At 63.0% G+C, this 20,416-nt stretch carries 2 protein-coding genes; both read right to left on the minus strand.

What is annotated here, in order from left to right:
- Window positions 1–76: 76 nt before the first annotated feature.
- Complete coding sequence (locus tag LG383_RS02155; RefSeq protein ID WP_225758243.1) at window positions 77–16,225, minus strand: BapA/Bap/LapF family large adhesin; 16,149 nt, start codon at window positions 16,223–16,225, stop codon at window positions 77–79.
- A gap of 876 nt (window positions 16,226–17,101) precedes the next feature.
- On the minus strand, window positions 17,102–19,903 hold the full coding sequence (locus LG383_RS02160; protein ID WP_225758244.1) for an Ig-like domain-containing protein: 2,802 nt from the start codon (window positions 19,901–19,903) through the stop codon (window positions 17,102–17,104).
- Window positions 19,904–20,416: the final 513 nt, after the last annotated feature.

Below are 20,416 nucleotides of genomic sequence, written 5' to 3' on the forward strand. Positions count from 1 at the left end.
GGCATTATCCCTAAAAAACTGAACAACTTTATAATGTTAAGCCCGGGCGACGTGCGCCCGGGTCTTGTTATTAGCGCTATCCGGTGATGATGTGTTGTTGGTTAACCAGCTCCTCGTAGGTTGTCTGAACGTTATCCAATGTTACCAGTGTAGTATTGGTGTAAATATTTGCTGCACCGTCCCGGTCGACAGAGATCACGGTATTGCCATTGCTGTTGGTAACACTCAGATAGTTGCCCAGCGTGGCGTTGTCCCCGTTCCAGCCCACCAGCAGATCGCTGATATCGATCTTGTCTCCCTGCGCCAGAGAGAAGTTGGTCCAGTGGTCGTTGCCGCCGTTGCCCGCCGTGCCGTTACCCGCCGTACTGTTGAGCACCTCGTAAATCAGCGTGTCGCCATAGGCGCTACCGGTGAAGGTATCGTTATGCTCGGAGCTGGCGAACTGTGGTGCCATGTTGATGGTCAGGGTCGCGGTATCGGTGGTGCCATTATCGCCGGTCAGTTTGTAGGTGAAGGTCTCCTTGGTGGTCATTGATGCCAGCGAGACGCCGCTGTTCAGGGTGTAGGTATACGCCCCGTCCACGCCGATGGTCAGCACCCCGTAATGCCCCTGAACCGTGGCGGTGGCCGTGGCAGTGGTATACGGGTCCAGGGTGGTGACGGTACCGGTATAGCTGGTGATGCTCAGACGGCTGTCCACCGAATGGAGCTGATCCAGCACGCCGCCCGAATCCGAGCCGTCAAAGATATTGCCGGTGACGGTGTGGCCCGCGGTGGTGAGCTCACTGTTGAGGAACACCGTGGTACCGGTGACGTACGGCGTGATGGAGATCTGGCCTAACCCCAGCGGACCCATCGCCCCGGTAAAGTTAAGGGTGTAGGTCCCGGCGTTCAGATCCAGATCCGGCAGGTTGATGGTGGCCACGCCGCCCAACAGCAGACCGCCATTGAAGGAACCGCTTCGGGTCACGCCTGCCCCGGTAATGGTCCAGTTCACGTTCAGGCCGCCCAGCGACAACAGTGAGGCGACGTTGAAGTGCAGCACCACGTCATGCAGGGCGGTGTTGGCCGCCACCACAAATGTTCCGCTACCCCGGCCCGAGGTGGAGGCGAGCAGGGCGGCGTTCCAGGTCGCGTTACCCACCGTATCATCGCGATAGGCTGCGACCTGCGAGATGGTGTCGAAGACCAGCGCATCGCTGACGTCGTTGACCGCATCCAGCGCCACTGGCGTTGGGGTGATGTTCAGCGAGGCGGTGTCCTTATCGCCATTCGGTGCCGTCACGGTATAGACGAAGGTATCCGGCGTGCTGATCAGGTCCGCTCCGACCCCGTTTCGCAGGGTATAGGTGTATTTCCCCTGGGCGTCGATATCCAGAGTGCCGTACTGCCCCTCAATGCGGGTGGTGCCCGTGGCGTTCACGTCAACCCCGTTCACCTGAGTAACGATGGTGCCGGCAGGCACGATGTCACTCTGCAGCACGTCGCCGGTGGTGGCGGCAGTGGTGCTGGTGACGGCGTAGACATGGTCCTCCAGAATGTTGATCTGGTAGCCGGTCAGCACCGTGATCCCCGCCGCGGTGTTCATCAGGAAGAGATACTCCCCGGCCGGCAGGGTCAGCGTCAGCGGTGCCGAGGTGCCCCCCAGCAGCGGCGCGCGCAGCCAGCCCGCCTCGGTGCGCATCCGCTCATAGCTCTGGGTCGCCGGGTTGAACTTGTAGATATAGAGGTCAAACACCGATCCCACGGCCACCCCACCAACGGAACCCTGAATCGTCATGGTGCGGGTGGTGCCTTCCTGGACGCTGTACTTCATGGTCTCGCTGCGATCGTCCAGCAGGTTGAGGTTCAGCACGTTACCCAGATTGACACCCACCACGGTGAAGCCGCTCTGGCTCGATGGACCATAGTCGATGGACTGTACCTGGGTGTTGAAGGTCAGCGAGGCGGTATCGTCCACCGCCGTGACGCTGTTTCGCACCGTGTTTTCACCCAGGGTGATCACCAGGCGGGCATCGTCCGTCGCCCCTTTCCCGGCGATGTTGTAGGTGAAGGTGTCGGTCCGGCCCAGCACTGAGGTGCTGGTGTTGGTCAGGGTGTAGGTGTAGCTCCCGTCAGCGTGGAGGGTCAGGGTGCCGTACAGCCCGTTGATGGTGGTGCCCGCCTCACCCGCCGCCACGTTGACGGTGACGCCGTTGGCGTTGGTGACGCTGGTGACCACCGTGCCGTTCGGGGCGCTGTCGCTGCCGCTCACCGGATCGGTGTCGGTGATGACGTTGCCGTTTTTCACCAGCGCGCCGGTCAGGGTGCCCGCGGTGGTTTGCGTGACGTCAACATCCAGGCTGGTATAGGACCCGGTTGCCAGCAGGTTGGTGTTATAGCTCAGGACGCGATACTGCCCGCCCGGCAGGCCGTCCAGGTTGAGGGTCACGCCGCTGGCCCCGAGGGTCAGCAGGTTAGCGAACTGCGGCAGACCGGTATCCACTTCCGTGGTCCAGGTGGTGCCGTTCCAGCGTTGAACAATCACCTCCAGGGTGTTGAGCAGGGAGAGCACGATGCCGGTGGCGCTGGCGTTGATCTCCATGTTGGCGCTGCCGCCGGTTGGTACGGTGAAGGTCACCTGGGCGGAGTTATCCCCCAGCAGCGACAGCACGTTGCCGACACCGCCCACCAGCTGGACGCCATAGTCACTGTACTGGGCGGTGCTGACGGTGGCGGTGGTGGTCAGGTCCAGACCCACCACGTTGTCACTGGCTGACAGCGGCAGGTTCGGCGCAATTACCGTCCCGGTGACGGAGGTGTTACCCGCCGCATCGGTAGCCGAGAGGGTGATCCGCTCCCCTTCGGACTGCTTGTCGAGGAAGGTGTAGCTCCAGGCTCCCTGGGCGTTGGCGGTGGTGGTCACCACGCTGTTATCGCTCAGCAGCAGGGTGATAGTGCTGCCCGCTTCGGCAGTACCGCTCAGGACGCTGCCGTCGGCGTTGAAGGTTCCCTGCGGCGTGCCCGGGGCGACGGTATCCACGATAACCGTGCTCAGTGGCGTGGACGGGCTGGTGCCGACCGCATTGCCCGCGGTGGCGGTAAAGGCGTGGGAGCCGTTACCCAACGGCACGGTTGGGGTATAAGTCCAGACCCCCGCGCTGTTGGTGGTCACCGTGGCTAACAGCACGTTGTTGTCATACAGGGTGATGGTGGAGAGCGGTTGCGCGGTCCCGGTCAGCGTCGGGGTGGTGTCGTCCGTGCTCTGGCCGCTCAGCAGGTTGCCGATGATGCTGCCCACGTTGTCGTTAACGCTGGTGATGACCGGTGGGTTCGGCACCAGCGAGTACGGCATCCGCAGATCCACCGTCAGCCCGGCGTTACCGGCCCGGTCGGTGGCAAAGACGTGCAGCAGCTCGGCGTTAACCTGCGGCGTGGAGAGCGTGACGCTGAACCTGCCGCTGGCATCAGCCACGCCGGTCCCCAGTACCGTCACGTTGTCGGTACCGAGAATGGTCACAGTGCTGCCCGCCTCGGCGGTGCCGGTGACCTGGCCCCCGCTGTTAAGCACGGTGAAGCCGCCCGGTGCGCCTGGCGCAACGGTGTCAACGGTGATGGAGGTGACTGGTGACGCCGCGCTGAGGTTGCCTGCCGCATCGGTCGCGGTGGCGGTGAAGTTATGCACTCCGTCGGTGAGGGTGGTGGTGGTCTGCGGCAGGGTCCACTGACCCTGGGCGTTGGCCGTCACCTGGCCCACCAGCGTGGTGCCGTCGTAGATCCGCACCACGGCGTTGGCTTCGGCGGTACCGTTGAGCGTCAGGCGGGTGTCGTTAGTCGGATTGCCGTTGAGTACCGGACCCTGGATCGTGCCGACGTCATCCACTACCGAGGTGATGACTGGCGCGCCCGGGGCGGTGGCATCGAGGTTAAGGTTAAAGCCCGCGGTCGGCAGACTGACGTTGCCCACCGCATCGGTGGCGGTCACCGTCAGGACGCGCTGGCCGTCGGGCAGCGGCGTGGCTGGGGTAAAGCTCCAGGCGCTGTTGGCGTCGGCCACCACGGTGCCCAGCAGCAGGTCGCCGTCATAGATACTCACCGTTGAGCCCGCTTCTGCCGTGCCGCTGAGGGTTGGTCTGGCGTCGTTGGTCAGCTGGCCGCTGGTGAGCGACACCACCGTGCCGACATCATCCACTACAGAGACCAGCACCGGCACCGCTGGCGGCAGGGTATCCACCGTCAGGCTGAAGGTGGCGGAGGCATCGCTGACGTTGCCTGCCGCGTCCGTCGCCACCGCCGTGAAGTTGTGCTGAGCGTTGGTGAGCGGCGTGGTCAGGGCGATGGTCCAGTTGCCACTGCCATCGGCGATGGCGGTGCCCAGCAGGGTCTGACCTTCAAACAGCTGTACCCGGGCGTTCGGTTCGCTGGTGCCGGTAAGCACCGGCAGGGTGTCGTCGGTGCGCTGGCCGCTGGTCAGGGCACCGGTGATGGTGCCAGCGTCGTCCTGGGCGAGGGTGATGACCGGCGCGATCGGTTTGATCGCATCGACAATCACCGTGAAGCCCGCCGAGAGATCACTGAGGTTGCCTGCCGCATCGACGGCGCTGGCGGTGAAGGTGTGGCTCCCGTTGCCCAGTTCGGTCCCCGGCGTGAAGGTCCAGTCGCCTGCGGCGGTGGCCTGCACGGTGCCGAGGGCGACGCCGTTGTCATAGACGGTGACCGTGGCGTTCGCCGCGGCTCTGCCCGACAGGGTCGGCGTGGTGTCGTCGGTGACCTGGCCGGAGACGGTGAGCGGCGTCTGGATGGTGCCCACGTTATCGGCGGCCGCGATGATGGTCGGTGCCGCTGGCGCCAGGGTATCCACCGTCAGGGTAAAGGCTCCGCTGACCGGACCGGTATTTCCGGCAAGGTCGGTGGCAGTCAGGGTCACGCTGTGCAGCCCGTCCTCAAGGAGGGTGTCAGGCGTAAAGGTCCAGCTGCCCGAGGCGTTAACCACCGCGGAGCCGATCTCCTGCCCGTCGACCAGAATGCGAACCGTGGAGCCCGCTTCGCCGGTGCCGTTAAAGGTTGGGCGGGCGTCGTTGGTGAGACCGCCATTGGTGATCGGCCCGGTAATGGTCCCGACATCATCCACTACGCTACCGAGAACCGGCGCCACGGGGGCGACGGTATCAACGCTCAGCGAGAAGGCTGGCGAGGTGCCGGAGACGTTACCTGCCGCATCGGTGGCGGTGACGCGCAACTCATGCGGCCCCTGGGCCAGATCGCTGGTCGGGATAAAGGTCCAGCCACCGTCGGCGTTCACCACCGTGGTGCCGATCTCGACCCCGTTATCCAGGATGCGGATGGTGGTGCCTGCCACGCCGGTGCCGGTCAGTTCCGGACGGGCATCGTTGGTGAGCTGGCCGCTGACCAGCAGGCCGGTATTGCCCGCCACGTCGTCGCTAACGCTGACCAGCACCGGGGTGGCCGGTGGGGTCATGTCGACGGTCAGGGTGTAAGCCCCGGACGGCTCGCTGACGTTGCCTGCGGTGTCGGTGGCGATGGCGGTAAAGCTGTGCAGGCCTTCGGCCAGTACCACCGTTGGGGTGAAGCTCCAGATCCCGCTGGCGTTAGCCAGCACGGTGCCGAGCAGTCTGCCGCCTTCATAGATAGACACGCTGCTGCCCGCTTCCGCGCTGCCGGACAGGGTCGGGGTGTTGTCGTTGGTGAAGCCGCCGCTCGCCACGTTGCCGGTGACCGGCCCCACGTCGTCGTTAGCCCCGGTGATGACTGGTGCCGCCGTTACGGTATCCACTACCAGTGAGAACGGTGCAGAAGGCTGGCTCTGGTTACCCGCCGGATCGGTCGCGGTGATGAGCAGGGTATAGGTGCCATCGTCCAGCGCTGCTGGCAGGGTAAAGCTCCATGCCCCAGTGGCGCTCACGGGTACGGTGCCAAGGACAGCGTCACCGGAGTAGATGGTGATCACGTCGCCCGGTGTCGCGGTGCCGTTCAGGGTTGGCTGGTTGTCGTCGGTCGGCGTGCCGCTGACCACTGACCCGGTCACGGTGCCGACGTTATCCACGAGGGTGCCGAGGGTCGGCGCCGCAGGCGGGGTGAGGTCGATATTGACCGTCGCCCCTGGCGACTGGCCGCTGGTCTGGCCGTCAACGGTGGCGGTCACGCTGAAGCTGTGGCTACCTTCCCCGAGGGCGGCGACCGGGAACGACCAGGCCCCGGTGGTGGCGTCGGCAGTCACGGTGCCCAGCGCCGTGGTGCTGTCGTCCAGATAGACAGTGACCAGGCTGCCCGGGATCGCTGTCCCGGTCAGGGTTGGGGTGGCGTCGTTGGAGCTGCCGCCTTTAACGTTGACGTTACCGCCGGTGCCGTTGTCATCCACAATGGCGTCGATAACCGGCACGTCCGGCAGGGCTGGCGTGGCCGGGACGTTATAGGTCCCCGGATCGCTGACGTTACCTGCCACATCGCTGGCGGTCAGGCTGAGGAGCACCGCATCGCTTTGCGGCGGGGTCAGGGCCACCGAGAACTGGCCCTGGGCGTTGGTCACGCCGGTGCCCAGCACCACGTTGCCCGGGCCAGTTACCGTAATGACGGAGCCCGCTTCGGCGGTGCCGGTCAGCGGCGTACCGCCGGAGACAATGCTGGTCACCACTGGCGCACCCGGCGCCTGGGTGTCGACGATCAGGCTAACCGGCGTGCTTTGACTGGTGTTGCCCGCCGCATCGCTCGCCACCACGGTGAAGGTGTGCGAGGCATCGGACAGCGGCGTACCGGCCGGGATCGGCAGCGCCCACTGCCCATCAGCGTTGACCTGCACCTCGCCCACCGGATTACCGTCGACCAGGACGGTGATGGTGCTTAGCGGCTCGCCGGTACCGGTCAGGGTCGGCGTACTGCTGTTCGCGTAAAGCGCACCGTTGGCGAGGGTGCTGTCGGTGATCTCCAGCAGTTGTGGGATCGCCGGTGGCACGGTGTCAATGGTGTAGACAAAGTCACTGCCCGCCTCGCTGACGTTCCCGGCGGCATCCAGCGCCGCCACGGTCAGGGTGGTAGAACCATCGTTCAGCGCTGGGGTGGTGATGGTCCAGCTACCGTTGGTGACCAGGCCGCGACCCACTTCGATGCCGTTGCTGTACAGAATGACGGTAGTGCCGTTCTCTCCGCTGCCGGTGACGGTTGGGGTGTTATCGTTGCTGCTGCCGCCCGCCGTAACGTTGCCGGTGACCGGCCCGGCGTTATCCGCCACGCTGGTGATCACTGGAGTATCAGGCACGCTGCTGTCGACGGTCACCGTCATGCTGCCTGAGATCGGCGAGACGTTGCCCGCCTCGTCGGTGGCGGTGAGGGTGAAGCTGTGTGATCCCTCGGCCAGCGGCTGGTCCGGACGCCATGTCCAGTTGCCGTTGATGTCGACCACCACTTCGCCCACCGGCACGTTACCTGTCGTGGTCTGGTCATAGATGGTGATGGTGTCGTCCGGCGTGCCGGTGCCGCTCAGCACCGGACGGGTATCGTTGGTGGCGCCGTTGTTGCTCACCGGGCCGGTGATGTCGCTGACGTTATCCGTGACGACTGGCAGCCCCGGCGCGTCCGGCGCGTCGGTATCGATGGTGATGGTCACCGGATTCGACGGCGCACTTTCGTTACCCGCGCCGTCGCTGTTGGTCACGGTCAGGCTCAGATCGTAGGTGCCATTCGGCAGGCCCGCTGGCGGGGTCCAGGTCCAGGTCCCGTCTGGCTGCACGGTGGTTTCGCCGATCGGCGTGGTGCCGTTGTAGATGGTGACGATATCGCCCTCATTCCCGGTGCCGCTCAGGGTTGGGGTGGTATCGCGGGTGCTGCCGCCGCCGGAAATAGCCGTCTCGCCACTGCCGTCAGGGTTGACGGTGATGTCCGGGATGTCCGGCGTGGCAGGCGGCACGTTATCCACCACCAGGTTAAAGGTGCCGGAGGTGGCGGTGTTGCCCGCCGCATCGCTCACCGTGGCGGTCAGGGCGTGGATGCCGTTACCCAGCGGCACGGTCAGCTGAATGCTCCATGCCCCCGTTGCGTTGGTGGTGGCGGTGCCGAGCAGGGTGGTGCCGTCATAGAGGCTAATCTGCGCGTTTGCCGGGCCGGTCCCGCGGATCAGCGGCAGGGTTTCGTCGGTCGGCTGGTCGCTGACCACGTCGCCAGTGACGCTTCCGCTGGTGTCCACCGCTACGGTGATGGCCGGGGCGACTGGCGGGACGGTATCGATGGTGAGGTTAAAGGCCGGGGAAGGCTCGCCTGTGTTACCGGCGGCATCCGTCGCCACCACGGTGATCGCGTGCGGCCCCTCGGCGAGGGCATCCTCAGGGGTGAAGGTCCATACCCCTCCTGCGCCCACCAGGGTGGTACCGACCTCAATGCCATCCACCCGAATGCTGATGGTGGTCCCGGCTTCCCCGGTACCGTTCAGGGTCGGAAGGGTGTCGTTGGTGGCACCGTTGTCAGCAATGGCCACCGGGCTGCCGGAGAGATCGTTCACCACGGAGGTGATCGCTGGCGCGTCCGGGGCGGTGGCATCCACCACGATGCTCCAGCTGTTGGAGGCGGCGCTGTTGTTCCCCACGGCGTCGACGGATTGCGCCGTCAGGACGTGGCCGCCGTCAGGCAGGGCAGCGTTGACCTGGATCTCCCAGGTACCCTCCGCGCTGGCCTGGGTGGTGCCAATCAGCACCGTACCGCTGTAGAGCTGGATGATGGCGTTGGCCGGGCCGGTACCGCGCACCAGCGGCGTTGAGTCGTTGGTGGTCTGCCCGTCGGTGACGGTGCCGGTGACAGCGGTCACGTTGTCCACCACGTCAGTAATCACCGGGATGGCCGGTGGGGTGGTATCCGGGGCGGCGATCTGGCCTTCTGCACCGGTGTTTCCGGCGATGTCAGTGGCGGTGACCGTCAGCAGTTCACCGTTCAGTTTCGGCGTGGTGAGGGTGACGGAGAAGCTGCCGCTGTCGTCAACCACGCCGGTACCGATCACTGCGTTTCCATCGCGTACGGTGATGGTGCTGCCCGCTTCACCACGGCCGGTAAGGGTAGTGCCGTTATTGAGGACGGTGAAGCTGTCCGGCGCGTCCGGGGCAAGGGTGTCGATGATAATCGAGGCCACCGGCGAGGCCGCGCTGAGGTTGCCTGCCTCATCGATGGCGACGGCGGTGAAGTTATGCTCGCCGTCCTCAAGGGCGACGAGGGTCTGATCCAGCGTCCACTGGCCTTCGGTGTTAGCGGTGGTCTCGCCCACCAGGGTTTCACCGTCGTAAATGCGCACGATGGCGTTGGCTTCGGCGGTGCCGTTGAGGGTCGGACGGGTGTCGTTGGTCGGGCTGCCGTTGAGAACCGGGCCCTGCACCGAACCGGTGTTATCCACCACCGAGGTGATGGCCGGTGCGATCGGGGCGGTAGCATCGACGTTAACGATAAACCCGGTGGTCGGCGGGCTGACATTGCCTGCCGCATCGGTGGTGGTCACCGTCAGGGTGTGTTCCCCGTCAGCCAGCGGGCTGAGCGGGGTGAAGCTCCAGGCGTTGTTCTCCCCGACGAGGGCGCTGCCCAGCAGGGTCGTGCCGTCGTAAACGTTCACCGTAGTGCCCGCTTCCGCCGTGCCGCTGAGGGTTGGTCTGGCGTCGTTGGTCAGCTGCCCGTCAGTGAGGGTTACCGTCTCACCCACATCATCCGTGACCGTGGCCAGCACAGGTGCCACGGGCACCTGCGTATCCACTGTCAGGGTGAAGATGGCGGACGGATCGCTGGCATTGCCTGCTGCATCGGTCGCTACCGCGGTGAAGCTGTGCTGGGCATCGCTGAGCGGGGTGTTGACCTCGATCGACCAGTTGCCGTTGCCATCCGCGACGCCTTCGCCCACCAGCACATCATCGGCAAAAATCTGTATCCGGGCGTTCGGTTCGCTGGTGCCGGTGAGCACCGGCTGGTTGTCGTTGGTGGTGCGGCCGCTGGTGAGCGAGCCGGTCACCGGGTCGATGTTGTCAATCGCCAGGGTAATCGTCGGCGGGGCAGGAGGCAGGGTATCGACAATCAGCGTGAAGCCCGGGGAGGTCTCGCTGAGGTTGCCCGCTTCATCACGGGCATTGGTGGTGAAGGTATGGCTGCCGCTGGTCAGGGCCGTGGCTGGGGTCCAGCTCCAGTCACCGGTTTCGTTGGCCTGCACGGTGGCGACGAGGGCACCGTTGTCGTAAATCGCCACGCTGGAATTGGCTTCAGCCTGGCCGGTCAGGGTCGGCGTCGTGTCGTCGGTGGTCTGGCCGGAGGTGGTGATTGGCGTCTGAATGGTGCCCACGTTATCGCTGATGGCGGTAAGCGTCGGCGCCGTTGGGGCCAGGGTATCCACCGTCAGGGTAAAGGGATCGCTGGCAGGACTGGTGTTGCCGGCGGCGTCGGTGGCGGTAAAGCGGATGCTGCGGGTGCCTTCTGCCAGCGCTGTTTCCGGGGTGAAGGTCCAGCTGCCCGAGGCGTTAACCACCGCGGTGCCGATCTCCAGCTCGTCAACAATGATGCGGATGGTGGCCCCCACTTCGCCGCTTCCGGTGAAGGTTGGGCGCGCGTCGTTAGTGACATCGCCACTGTCCAGCGTGCCGGTCACGGTGCCGACATCATCCACTACGGTGTTGAGGACCGGTGCCAGTGGGGCGGCGATATCGATATTGATGTTGAAGACTGGCGAGGTACCAGAGACGTTGCCCGCGGCATCGGTGGCGTTGACGCGCAGATCGTGTGGTCCGGCGGCCAGATCGCTGGTTGGGGTAAAGCTCCAGCTGCCGCTGGCGCTGACCAGCGCGGTGCCGATCTCGATCCCGTTATCCAGAATGTGAACAGTGCTGCCCGCCACGCCGGTGCCGGTCAGTTCCGGACGCACATCGTTGGTGATCTGCCCGTTGGTCAGCAGACCGGTATTGCCCGGCACGTCATCGTTGATGCTGACAATCACCGGGGTAGCCGGTGGGGTCATGTCCACCACCAGGGTGTATGCCTCCGAGAATGGGCTGACGTTGCCCGCACTGTCGGTGGCGACCACGGTAAAGACGTGCTGACCTTCCGCCAGCACGGTAGTCGGGGTGAAGCTCCAGGCGCCGGTATCGCTGGCAATCACGGTGCCAATCAGGTTGATGCCGTCGTAGATGGCGACGCTGCTGCCGGCTTCCGCGGTGCCCGTCAGGGTTGGGGTGTTGTCATTGGTGCTGCCGTTGTTGGCGATGTTGCCGGTGACCGGCCCGACGTCATCGTTGGCCCCGGTGATGATCGCTTCGCCCGCGGTGGTATCCACCACCAGGGAGAACGGCTCCGAGCGTGAGCTTTCGTTCCCGGCCGGATCGGTGGCGCTGAGGGTCAGGGCGTAGGTGCCATCATCCAGCGGTTCGGTCAGGGTGATGCTCCAGGCCCCGGTGTTGCCCACCGTGGCGGTGCCGATCAGGGTATCGTCCGCGTAAAGGCGGATCACATCCCCCGGGGTTGCCGTACCGGTGAAGGTCGGCAGGTCATCGTTGGTTGGTCTGCCGCTGACCACTGTCCCGGTCAGCGGGCCGACGTCGTCCACCACGGAACCAAACGCCGGGGCGTCCGGAGCGGTGAGATCGATATTGACCGTTGCCGCTGGCGACAGGCCGCTGGTCTGGCCGTTGTCGGTGGCGGTCACGCTGAAGCTGTGGTTGCCTTCGGCCAGTTCAGCAACCGGGTACGACCAGGCGCCGGTCGTGGCGTCAGCGGTAACGGTGCCCAGCGCCGTGGTGCTGCCGTCCAGATAAATCGTCACCAGGCTGCCCGGGATCGCCGTGCCGGTGAGGGTCGGGGTGGTGTCGTTGGAGCTGCCGCCTTTGACGTTAACGTTGCCGCCGGTGCCGTTGTCATCAAGGATGGCGTCGATAACCGGGACGTCCGGCAGCTGTGGTGTTGGCTCGACGATAAAGCTGGCCGGATCGCTGGCGTTCCCCGCCGGGTCGCTCGCTATCACGCCCAGGACGGTTTCGTTGTACTGCGGTGGGGTCAGGGCGATGGAGAACTGCCCCTCGGCGTTGGTCACGCCGGTACCCAGCACCACGTTGCCCGGGCCGGTGACCGTAATGGTGGAGCCCGGTTCAGCGGTACCGTTCAGTGGGGTGCCGCCGGAGACGATCCCGGTGACCACTGGACTATCCGGTGCGTCAGTATCCACCACCAGGGTGACCGGGCTGCTTTGGCTGGTATTGCCTGCCGCGTCGGTCGCCACCACGGTGAAGGTATGGGTGTCATCCGACAGTTCGCTGCCGACCGGCAGCGGGAAGGTCCACTCTCCCTGCTCGTTGACCTGCACCTCGCCCACCGGATTACCGTCGACCAGGACGGTGAGGGTGCTCAGCGGTTCGCCGGTGCCGCTCAGGGTCGGGATGTCGCTCTTCACGTACAGCGTGCCGTTGGCCAGGGTGCTGTCAGAGATCTCCAGCAGCTGCGGGTTGCCCGGCGGCACGGTGTCGATGGTGAAGGCAAAGTCGCTGCCGGTGCCGCTGACGTTCCCGGCGGCATCCACCGCCGCCACGGTGAGGGTGGTCGGACCGTCATTCAGCGCTGGCGTGGTGATGGACCAGCTGCCGTTAGTGACCAGCCCGCGGCCCACTTCAACCCCGTTGCTGTAGAGGATCACCGTGGTGCCGTTTTCGCCGGTCCCGTTGACGGTCGGGGTGTTGTCGTTGGTGCTGCCGCCCGCGGCGAGATTGTCATTCACGCTGGCGATGGTTGGGATCGCAGGCACGAGGCTGTCGACGGTCACGGTGATGGCATCTGAGACCACCGAGGCATTGCCCGCCGCATCGGTGGCGACAACGGTAAAGCTGTGTGACCCCTCGGCCAGCGGCTCTTCGGCGCGCCAGGTCCAGTTGCCGTTGATGTCGACCACCACTTCACCCACCAGCACGTTACCTGCCGTGGTCTGGTCGTAAATGCCGATCACGTCATCCGGTGTGCCGGTACCGCTCAGCACCGGACGGGTGTCGTTGGTCGCGCCGTTGTTGCCCACCGGCCCGGTAATTTCGCTCACGTTATCGGTGACGACCGGCGCATCAGGTTGATCCGGCGCGTCGGTATCAATGGTGATGGACACCGGCTGCGACGGGGCGCTCTCGTTGCCCGCGCCGTCTTTGTTGGTCACGGTCAGGCTGAGATCGTAGGTGCCGTTCGGTAGCCCTGCTGGCGGGGTCCAGGTCCAGTTGCCGCCTGGCGGGATGGTAGTTTCCCCGATTTTAGTGGTGCCGTCGTAGATGGAGACGATATCGCCTTCCGTCCCGGTGCCGCTCAGGGTCGGGGTGGTGTCGCGGGTGCTGCCGCCGGAGGTGAGGGGCGCTTCACCGCTTCCGTCAGGGTTGACGGTGATCGCTGGTACTTCCGGGGTGCCCGGGGCGAGGGTATCCACCACCAGGTTAAAGCTGCCGGAGGTGGAGATGTTACCCACCGCATCGCTGACCGACGCGGTCAGAACGTGGGTGCCATTAACCAGCGGCGTGGCGAGCCGCAGGCTCCAGGTGCCATCCGCATTGCTGGTGGTGGTGCCGAGCAGGGTGGTGCCTTCGTAGATGCTGATCTGCGAATTCGCCGGACCAGTCCCCTCGATCACCGGACGGGTTTCATCGGTCGGGACGTTGTTGCTGACATCGCCCTGTACGCTGCCGGTGTTATCCACCACCCGGGTGATCGCCGGGATCTCAGGGGCGACGGTATCGATGGTCAGGGTAAAGGTCCCGGAGGCGGGGCTGCTGTTACCGGCGGCATCTGTCGCCACCGTGGTGATCTCATGCAGACCATCCAGCAGCGCCGTGGCCGGGGTGAAGCTCCACTCCCCGCCGTCGCCCACCTGCGCCGTGCCAACCTCCACGCCATCCACCCGAATGCTGATGGTCGAACCCGCTTCGCCGGTGCCGTACAGGGTCGGGCGGTTGTCGTTGGTGGTGCCGTTGTTGGTGATGGCCACCGCGGTCTCAGGCAGATCGTTGATTACCTGGGAAATGGCCGGGGTGGCCGGTGGGGTGGCATCGATGATGAGGGTCCAGCTGTTGGACAAGCCGCCAGTGTTGCCATTAGCGTCAACGGCTTGCGCCGTCAGAACATAGCCGCCGTCGTCGTTCAGCTCCAGCTCGCTGGACCAGTTGCCGTCGGCATCCACTTCGGCAGAACCCACCAGGATCTCGCCGTTGTAGATATTAATGGTGGCGCCCGGTTCGCCGGTACCGGTGACTACCGGACGGGTGTCATTGGTGATCTGCCCATTAAGGACCACGCCTGTAATGCCCTCCACGTCATCCACCACGCTGGTGATGACCGGGGCCTGCGGTGGGGTGATGTCCGGGGCGGTAATGGCCCCTTCCGGCCCGGTGTTACCCGCCGGGTCGGTGGCGGTGACCGCCAGGTCTTCCCCGTTCAGGCGTGGGGTGGTGAGGATAATCTCGAAGCTGCCGTCCGGACCGGCGGTCCCTCTGCCGATGATGTCGTCGCCATCACGAATGGTGACGGTGCTGCCCGCTTCGGCGTTACCGGTGACGATGCTGCCTTCAGGGTTGATCGCAAGGTTGGTCGGGGCGTCAGGCGGGGTGACATCGCCAACCACGGTGCTGACTGGCGGGCTCTGGTTTCCGGCGGCATCGGAGGCCACCACGTTGATGGTATCCCCTTCGGTTTGTGTCTCGGTGAGGGGAACGCTGTAGTCGCCGTTAGCATCGGTCTGGCCCTTGCCAATCACCGTCCCATTCCCGTCGGTAATGGTGATGGTGCTGCCTGGTTCGGCGGTGCCGGTGACCTCAGTGCCGCCAGGGATCAGGCCGATGGTCGGCTGGTCCGGCGGGGTGCGGTCAATGATAAAATCAAACGGGGCGGAGGGGGCGCTGGTGTTGCCCGCCAGATCGGTCTCCGTCAGGGTAATGCTGTGCGCGCCATCGGCAAGCGGCGTGTCTGGCGTAAAGCTCCATTTGCCATCCGCGCCAACGGTAGCCTGGCCCACGACCTGGCCGTTGTCATAGAGGGTGATGATGCTGCCCACGTCGCCGGTGCCGTTCAGGGCAGGGCGGTTGGCGTCGGTGGACTGTCCCGCGACCAGTACGCCCTGCACCGTCCCGGTGGTGTCAGTGATCGTCACGCCGGACGGGGCATTTGGGGCAACGGTGTCAACCGTAAGGCTGAAGGCCGGTGAGGCCGGGCCGGTATTGCCCGCGCCATCGGTGGCCCGGGTGGTGATCTGGTGTGCGCCTTCGCCCAGCGCGGTGTCCGGGGTGAAGCTCCAGCTGCCGTCGCTGTTGACCTGTGCGGTGCCGATGGCGTTACCGTTGTCATAAACCGTGATGGTGCTGCCGGGTTCGCCGCTGCCGCTAAAGGTCGGGCGGGCGTCGTCGGTGATCTGGCCGCTGGTGAGCGATCCGGTCGCGCTGCCAGCATCATCGACAACGGAGTTGATAGTTGGGGCCTGCGGCGGGGTGGTATCCGCGGCGGTCACCGGGGTGCCCGGTCCTGTGTTGCCTGCCCCGTCGGTAGGGGTGACAGTCAGGGTTTCGCCGTTGGTGTACGGGGTGCCCAGATCGACGGTGAATTCACCGTTGCTGTCGGTCTGACCTCTGCCGACCACATTCCCGTTGGCGTCGGTGACGGTGATGATGCTGTTGGCTTCGGCGCTCCCGCTAAGCTGAGTGCCGTCTGGTGAGAATCTGAGGTTGCCGGCCGCGCCGGGAGGCGTGGTGTCGTTCGGGTTGGTGACCGGCGGAGTGGGGTTACTGCCATTGCCGCCGTCGCTGCCACCGCCATTACCATTATCACTGTCACTTCCACCACCGCCACCACCGCCGCCGCCACCGGCGGCAAGGGCAATGCCCCCTGCCACCGCCACGCCACCCAGGGCCCACGGCCAGATCGCCGCTTCACCTGCCGACGCGGTGGTAGTGCCTGCCAGCAGGGCATCAATGGAGGCAATCGACTGGTAGCTCTCAGCGGCCATTGGATCGGCAATCCACCACAGCGCGCCATTCTCCTCTTCCAGCACCAGCTGGCTGATACCCTGATCGCCGGCGACAAAGAAATTTTTGAGGGTCAGGGTTTCGCCGTCGGCCAGCTTAACAATCAGGTCATTGCCGCTGCGTTCGTAGCCGAGAATGTCGGCCCGTTCGGCGTTGATCTTAACGATGGAGGAGTCATTCAGCGTGACCTGAGTCCCGTCTGTTACCGATTCCACGTGTGTCAGTTTGGAGATGACAGTGATTTTACTCATGTATATTACTCCCGGCAGAGTGCAATGAAATGGCGAGCGGTTTAAGCCATTTCTATTGAGCAGATTGAGCGCCACCCGTAGGGAAACTGTTTATTTGCAACAATGACCCAGGGTAATTATTTAAAAGTTATTAATGGCTGCCGATAAAGCGATGGTGGCAGCGGTATTTTGCCCTTGGTATTCAGGGGGGTAAGACGAATGGGGGTATATTTCTCAGCAGTAAAATCCTTGTCTTTAATATTGGTAACAATTTCGGATTGACTTAATTTGATATAGCCAGAAAGTACTAAAAGCGCAAATTAAGCACCGATTAATAAAGCGTTAGCGATATTGAAGGCGTTATTTGTGCGGGTATTGAGTCATGGAGTCCAGGCGGGCTGCGGGTTGGCGTGGCTTGCGTAGCGCGGGGGAGGGACGCTTATTTTAATGTTAATTTAATTACTTAGGAATAATCTGGATGTGTAAAACAGGCGAAATTATATTTAAGTGAGGCTGTGTAAATAATTAAGTCAGGGTTAATAAGATAGTGAATATGATATATTTTTAGCTGTTTTTTTATATTGATATATACAAGTTGCATTAATAAAAGGCTCTGCTATTTAGTCCATCGTTTAAGTTAAGGCAACAGCGGTATTTGGTAGAAAAAATAGTATGAGAGTGTGATCACAATAGTAATTGCATTAAGTTTAGGGTTATTAGTTCCGGGCAATATAAATATTTTCGCTTTTGTTCGGTTATTTTCGTTTTTGTGGTTTCCAGGACGGGTAAGATGTTGCACGGTGCGGCCTGAATGCCCTCACCCCAACCCTCTCCCACAGGGAGAGGGAGCAAACATAAAAAACGGCAACCTGGGTTGCCGTTTTGCATTTACCTCCGCTAACCGGTAATGATGTGGTTCTGGTTTACCAGCTCCTCATATGTGGTCTGAACCTCCTCCAGCGTCACCAGGGTTGCGGGTGCATAGCGGGTGTCGGCTCCGTCCCGGTCGATGCTGATAACGGTGTTGCCATCACTGTTGCTGACCTGGATAAACTCCCCCAGCGTGGCGCGATCGCCGTTCCAGCCGACCAGCAGCTCGCTGATGTCGATTTTGTCCCCCGCCGCCAGCGAGAAGTTGCTGACGTGGTCGCCACCGGTCTCATTGAGCACGTTATAGATCAGCGTTTCGCCGGTGGTGCTGGCGCTCAGGGTGCTGACCACCGGCTCCTCGCTCTGGGCGAATGCCGCGGTTGCAACCGTTGCGGTTGGTGGGTTGGGCGCTGCCGGGTCGACGTTAATCGCCCAGATGTCGGACATCACGCTGTGATTGCCGCGGCGGTCAACGGCATCGGCAGTGAGGGAGTGAGCCCCGTCGGTCAGACTGGCCGGAACCTGGAACGACCAGTTGCCCGCAGAATTGACCTCAGTAAAGCCGATCTGAATATTCTCGCTGTAGACAAATATTTTGGTGCCCAGCTCGCCCGTCCCGGAGATCAGCGGAGTGCGGTCATCGGTTGTCGCCCCGCTAATGATGGTTCCGGTAGTGGTAGAGACATCATCCACCACGTTGGTAATGATTGGTGTGGCCGGAGGGGTGGTGTCATCGGCTTCTACCGTACTGGCAGCGCTGGTGTTTTTCGCCAGATCGGTGGCGGTAAGACTCAGGATCTCACCGTTCAGCCTGGCCGGGCTCAGAGCGAAGGAGAAGCTGCCTGATTCGCCAACCTCCACTTCACCGAGCCTGGTGGTGCCTTCCATAATCACTACCGTGCTGCCCACTTCTGCGGTGCCGGTGAGCGTCAGGCCATCCGTAGAGACATCCAGGTCCGCAGGCGGCGGTGGCGGCGTGGAGTCAGCGGCGGTGGCCTGGCCTGGATCGCTTTTGTTCTGGGCGGTGTCGTAAGCGAATACCGTCAGCACTTCACCGTTGAGCTGGTCAGGGGCGATATTAACGGTGAACTTGCCGTCGAGGCCGACTTCACCGGAGCCTATCTCCGTACCCCCGGCGTTAAGTATCGAGATACGCGCTCCGGCTTCGGCTTCACCGCTGACGCTGTCGCCCGTTGCGGCCACCACCAGGTCAGTGGGTGCTGCCGGGGCGGTAACATCCCGGGCAGTCAGGTCCGTAGCAGGCCCTTCGTTCCCCGCCCTGTCGGTGGCCGCTGTGCTTAGCGTCTCGCCGTTGAGCTGCGCGGCGCTCAGGGTCACTGAAAACGCCCCGTTGGCATCCGCTATTGCCGTGCCTAAGATAACGCCCAGATCGTTGCTGACCGTGACCGTCGAGTTGGCTTCCGCCGTGCCGGTGAGGATTGTCCCTTCGGTATTGAGCACCAGGCCGGTCGGGGCAGGCGGTGGCGTACGGTCGATGGTAAATTCAAACGGCGCGGAGACGGCGCTCAGGTTACCCGCCAGATCGGTCTCCGTCAGGGTGATGCTGTGCAGCCCATCCGTCAGGGCCACTGGCGGGGTGTAGCTCCAGGTGCCGTTGTCGTCTACGACCACTTCCGTCACCAGCAGGCCATTGTCATAGATGGCGATGGTGCTGCCCGGATCGCCCGAGCCGCCAAGGTCAGGCTGGTTATCATCGGTAAAGCCACCGTTAGTGAGCAGATCCTGAATAGTGCCCACGTCGTCCGTCACTTCCAGCACCGGTGCATTTGGGGCGAGGGTGTCAATGGTGAGGTTAAACTCCTCCGAGTCCGGGCTGACGTTGCCCGCGGCATCGGTGGAGGTGGCGGTGAACTGGTGGAGGCCGTCAGCGAGATTTGCGCTGGGGGTGAAGGTCCAGCTGCCGTCGCTGTTCACCACCGTGGTGCCGATGGCCTTACCGTTGTCGTAAAGGGTGACGGTGGTCCCGGCCTCGCCGCTGCCGCTGAAGACCGGGCGGGGATCGTCGGTGGTCTGGTCGCTGTTGAGCGCGCCGGTCAGGCTGCCGACAGCATCGTCCGCGAGAATAATCATCGGCGTTTCCGGCGCGGTGGTATCCGCGGCGGTAATGCTGTTCGACGGGCTGACGTTGCCGGAGCTGTCGTTAGCGACAGCCGTCAGGGTCTCGCCGTTGGTATAGGGAATGCCCAGCTCCACGGTAAAGTCGCCATTGCCGTCGGTTTTCGCCTTGCCCACCACGTTGCCGTCGGCATCGGTGATGGTGACGGTGCTGTTGGCCTCGGCATTGCCGAGCAGCTGAGTACTGTCTGAAGAGAAACGCAGATTGGTTGGGGCGGCTGGTGGCGTGGTATCGAGCGGTACCGGGCCGGGATCGATACGGTCGCTACCCCCGCCGCCTCCGCCGCCTCCGCCGCCCGCCGCCAGGGCAATGCCGCCTGCTGCCGCCACGCCACCCAGCACCCACGGCCAGATTGGGGTATCCCCGGATGAATGACTGACGTTGCCCGCAATCAGGGCATCGGTGGAGGGGATCGACTGATAACGTTCCACCGCGAGCGGTTCGTCGATCCACCACAGGGCGCCGTTTTCATCCAGCACCAGCTGGTGGTCGTTGACGAAGTAGTGTTTCAGCGTCACGGTTTCGCCGTTGGTCATCCTGACCAGCAGATCGTCGCTGCTGCGGGAATAGCTGGCGATATCACCCCGGCCGGCCTGAAGCTTCACGACGGAATCCTCGCCCAATATGATCTGGTTTCCTTCGGCTACCGTTTCCTTATGCGTCAGTCTGGAGATGACAGTGAATTTACTCATGTGTATTACTCCCAACAGAGTGAAAGAAATGCTGTGTGTTTAAATTCATTTGTTATCAGCAGATTTTAAGCGCCCCGAAAGAGGCACTATTTGTCAGAAATAGTGACCTGCTGAAATGTTTTTAAAGCGGCTCATGCCAGGCGTGATGTTTGCCATCCCTGTTATTAATATTACGATCGTCTCATTAATGCTTAAAAATGATATAGCCAGAAAGCACTATAAGCGCAAATGACGAAGCGGTGAAATGAATTATAAGCGAGAAATAACCCGCTTGTAGTCTGATTAAAAGTGCCTGGCAGGAGGGGGTTTGAGTCAGGGCCTTATGGTATGCGGGGTGGCGGCCTGCTGGGCCTGTTTATTATGGCTGGGTAAAGGTTATGGAAATTGAGGTCTGTCACAATTTATCGCGATAAATGTGCTGCTGGGTGATGTTTATTAACTGGGTGTTATGAAATTCTGATATTTATTATTTTCAGGATTGTATTTTTTGTTTTGGGGTTTATTAGCCTGAAT

Origin of the sequence: Leclercia sp. Marseille-Q4284, assembly GCF_916618945.1 — a bacterium.
Lineage (GTDB): Bacteria > Pseudomonadota > Gammaproteobacteria > Enterobacterales > Enterobacteriaceae > Enterobacter > Enterobacter tamurae.